The following is a 2,592-nucleotide window of genomic DNA, read 5'->3' on the forward strand; positions in this document are numbered from 1 at the left end:
GCGGGTACGTGCTCCTGGCCTTCCTTCGGCGCGACTTCGTCGAGCGGCTGGGCTGGCTCACCGACCAACAGCTCCAAAGGCGCGGTGGCCGTTGGCCAGTTTACCCCGGGGCCACTCTTCACCACGGCGACCTTTGTCGGGTGCCTGGTGGCCGGGTTGCCGGGTGCCCTGCTGGCCACGCTCGGGATCTTCCTGCCCTCCTTCTTCTTCGTGGCCGCGGTAGCGCCTTTTGTGCCCCGGCTTCGGGCCTCCCGGTGGACGGCGCCTTTGTTAGACGGGGTGAACGTGGCCGCGGTGGCGCTGATGGCGGGGGTCTTCTGGCCGATCGGCCGGGAGGCGATCGTCGACCCGATGACGGCTGCGCTGGCCCTGGCCTCGCTCGTGCTCCTCCTGCGCCTCCGGGTGAACTCGGCCTGGCTGGTACTCGCCGGCGGGGCGGTCGGCCTTTTAACGCACACCCTTATGGGGTGATGCCCGCAGGGCTTGGCCAAAGGCCTTGCGGAGGGGTATGCCTCCTTCTTGACACGACCAAGCCTGGTGGCTTCGGATAAAGTGGGGGGGATGCGGGCGCTTCTTTCCGTTTCGGACAAGCGGGGGCTTTTGGAGTTCGCCCGGGGGCTTTTGGAGCTGGGCTTCACCCTTATCTCCACAGGGGGGACCTACCGGGCCCTGAAGGGGGCGGGGATCCCCACCCTTCACATCTTTGAGGTCACCGGGTTTCCCGAGATCCTCGAGGGTCGGGTCAAAACCCTTCACCCGAGGGTCCACGCGGGGCTTTTGGCCAAACCCACTCCCGAGCACGAGGCCGAGCTAAAGGCTCATGGTATAGAACGAATCCATCTCTTGGCGGTGAACCTCTACCCCTTCCGGGAGGCGGTGGCTCGAGGGGTTTCCTTTGAGGAGGCCCTAGAGCAGATCGACATCGGGGGGCCGGCCCTGCTCCGGGCGGCGGCCAAAAACCACCAGGCCGTCCTCCCGGTGTCTGACCCCGAGGACTACCCGGAGGTGCTCAGGGCCCTCAAGGAAGGGGTAAGCCCAGAGTTCAGGCGGAGGCTTGCCCGGAAGGCCTTCGCCCACACGGCCCTTTATGACGCCGCGATCGCCGAGTGGCTTTCTGGGGAAAAGTTCCCCGAGGATAAGTTCCTGGTCCTGCGAAGGGAGGCCCCCTTGCGCTACGGGGAAAACCCCCACCAGGAGGCGGCTTTTTACCGGGTGGTGGGCGAGGAGGGCCCCCTTCTTGAGGCCAGAATCCTCCAGGGCAAGGCCATGAGCTTCAACAACTACCTGGACGCGGAGGCGGCTTGGAACCTGGTCTCGGAGTTCGAGGAGCCCGCCTGTGTCGCCATCAAGCACCAGAACCCCTGTGGGGTGGCCCTGGGACGGGATGCCCTCGAGGCCTATCAGAAGGCTTACGCCGCGGACCCCATCTCCATCTTTGGGGGCATCGTGGCCTTTAACCGGGTGGTGGAGGGCCAGGTGGCCGAGGCCATGCGGGACGTCTTCCTCGAGGTGGTCCTGGCCCCGGGCTTTACCGAGGAGGCGCTTAGGGTCCTGGGCCGGAAGAGGAACCTGAGGCTCCTCGAGGTCCCCAGGCCCGCCAAGGGGGCCTACCTGGACCTGAGGCGCCTTAGGGGCGGGGTGCTCCTCCAGGATGCGGACACCCAGGACCCCGTAACCCCCAAGGTGGTGACCAAGAAGGCACCCGCTGAGGAGCTCTGGGGCGAGCTCTGGTTCGCCTGGAAGGTGGTGAAGCACGTGCGCTCCAACGCCATCGTGGTGGCCAAGGGGGGACAGACCCTGGGGATCGGGGTGGGGCAGACCAACCGCTTAAGCGCTGCCCGCCACGCTCTAGAGCAGGCGGGCAAGCAGGCCGAAGGGGCGGTCCTGGCCTCGGACGCCTTCTTCCCCTTTGACGACGTGGTGCGCCTGGCTGCTCAGCATGGCGTTGCCGCCATCGTCCAGCCCGGGGGAAGCCTGCGGGACGAGGAGTCCATAAGGGCGGCGGACGAGCTCGGCCTGGCCATGGTGTTTACCGGAGTAAGGCACTTCCGCCACTAGCCGATCCCTGGGAGCGCCCTTTAAGGCCCCGCTGCATCCGCCGAAGAAGGGGGGCCACGTCCTTGAAGCCCACCAGCTTCCGGCTCTCCTCGTCGTGGAGGTGCATATCCGCGAAGGCGATCTTGAAGGCGTCCTTCAGGGTGACCGTGGGGGCGGCCTTGACCAGGTCCACTTCTTTTTGTACCTTTTCCAGGTTATAATTGGGGATCCTGGGGGCCAGGTGGTGGATGTGGTGGAAGCCGATGTTCCCGGTAAGCCACTGGAGAAGCCTGGGCAGTTTCAGATAGGTGCTCCCCTCCATGGCCGCCTTCAGGTACTCCCAGCGGGGGTCGTGCTCCCAGTAGGCGTCCTCGAACTGGTGCTGGACGTAAAAGAGGAAGATGCCGATCATCCCTGCCAGGTACTGGATGGGGAGATAGACGAAAAGAAGGGTCTTTGCCCCAAAGAGAAGGACGATGCCCGCGAGGAGAATGGCGATGCCCAGATTGGTCAAGGCCACGCTGTTTCGAAGGTGTGGCTTGTCCGAGCCATATA

The 2,592-nt window shown here is 65.2% G+C and carries 3 protein-coding genes; 2 read left to right on the forward strand and 1 reads right to left on the reverse strand.

All coding sequences use genetic code 11. The features are described 5' to 3' along the window. Both C4301_RS06740 and purH read left to right on the forward strand, forming a co-directional pair. The coding region (locus C4301_RS06740; RefSeq protein WP_352414335.1) for a chromate transporter at positions 1-471 on the forward strand (471 nt) is incomplete at its 5' end. Between the two features lie 90 nt (positions 472-561). Beyond that, complete coding sequence (gene purH, locus C4301_RS06745) at positions 562-2,058, forward strand: bifunctional phosphoribosylaminoimidazolecarboxamide formyltransferase/IMP cyclohydrolase (protein ID WP_352414336.1); 1,497 nt, start codon at positions 562-564, stop codon at positions 2,056-2,058. Here purH and C4301_RS06750 read toward each other — a convergent pair. Then, a partial coding sequence (locus C4301_RS06750; protein WP_352414337.1) for a fatty acid desaturase occupies positions 2,030-2,592 on the reverse strand: 563 nt, incomplete at its 5' end. The genes purH and C4301_RS06750 overlap by 29 nt on opposite strands.

It is taken from the genome of Thermus sp. (genome assembly GCF_040290245.1).
Lineage (GTDB): Bacteria > Deinococcota > Deinococci > Deinococcales > Thermaceae > Thermus_A.

Coding starts and splice junctions, on each gene's coding strand:
- purH (WP_352414336.1), top strand. CDS start 562: ATGCGGGCGCTTCTTTCCGTTTCGGACAAGCGGGGGCTTTTGGAGTTC.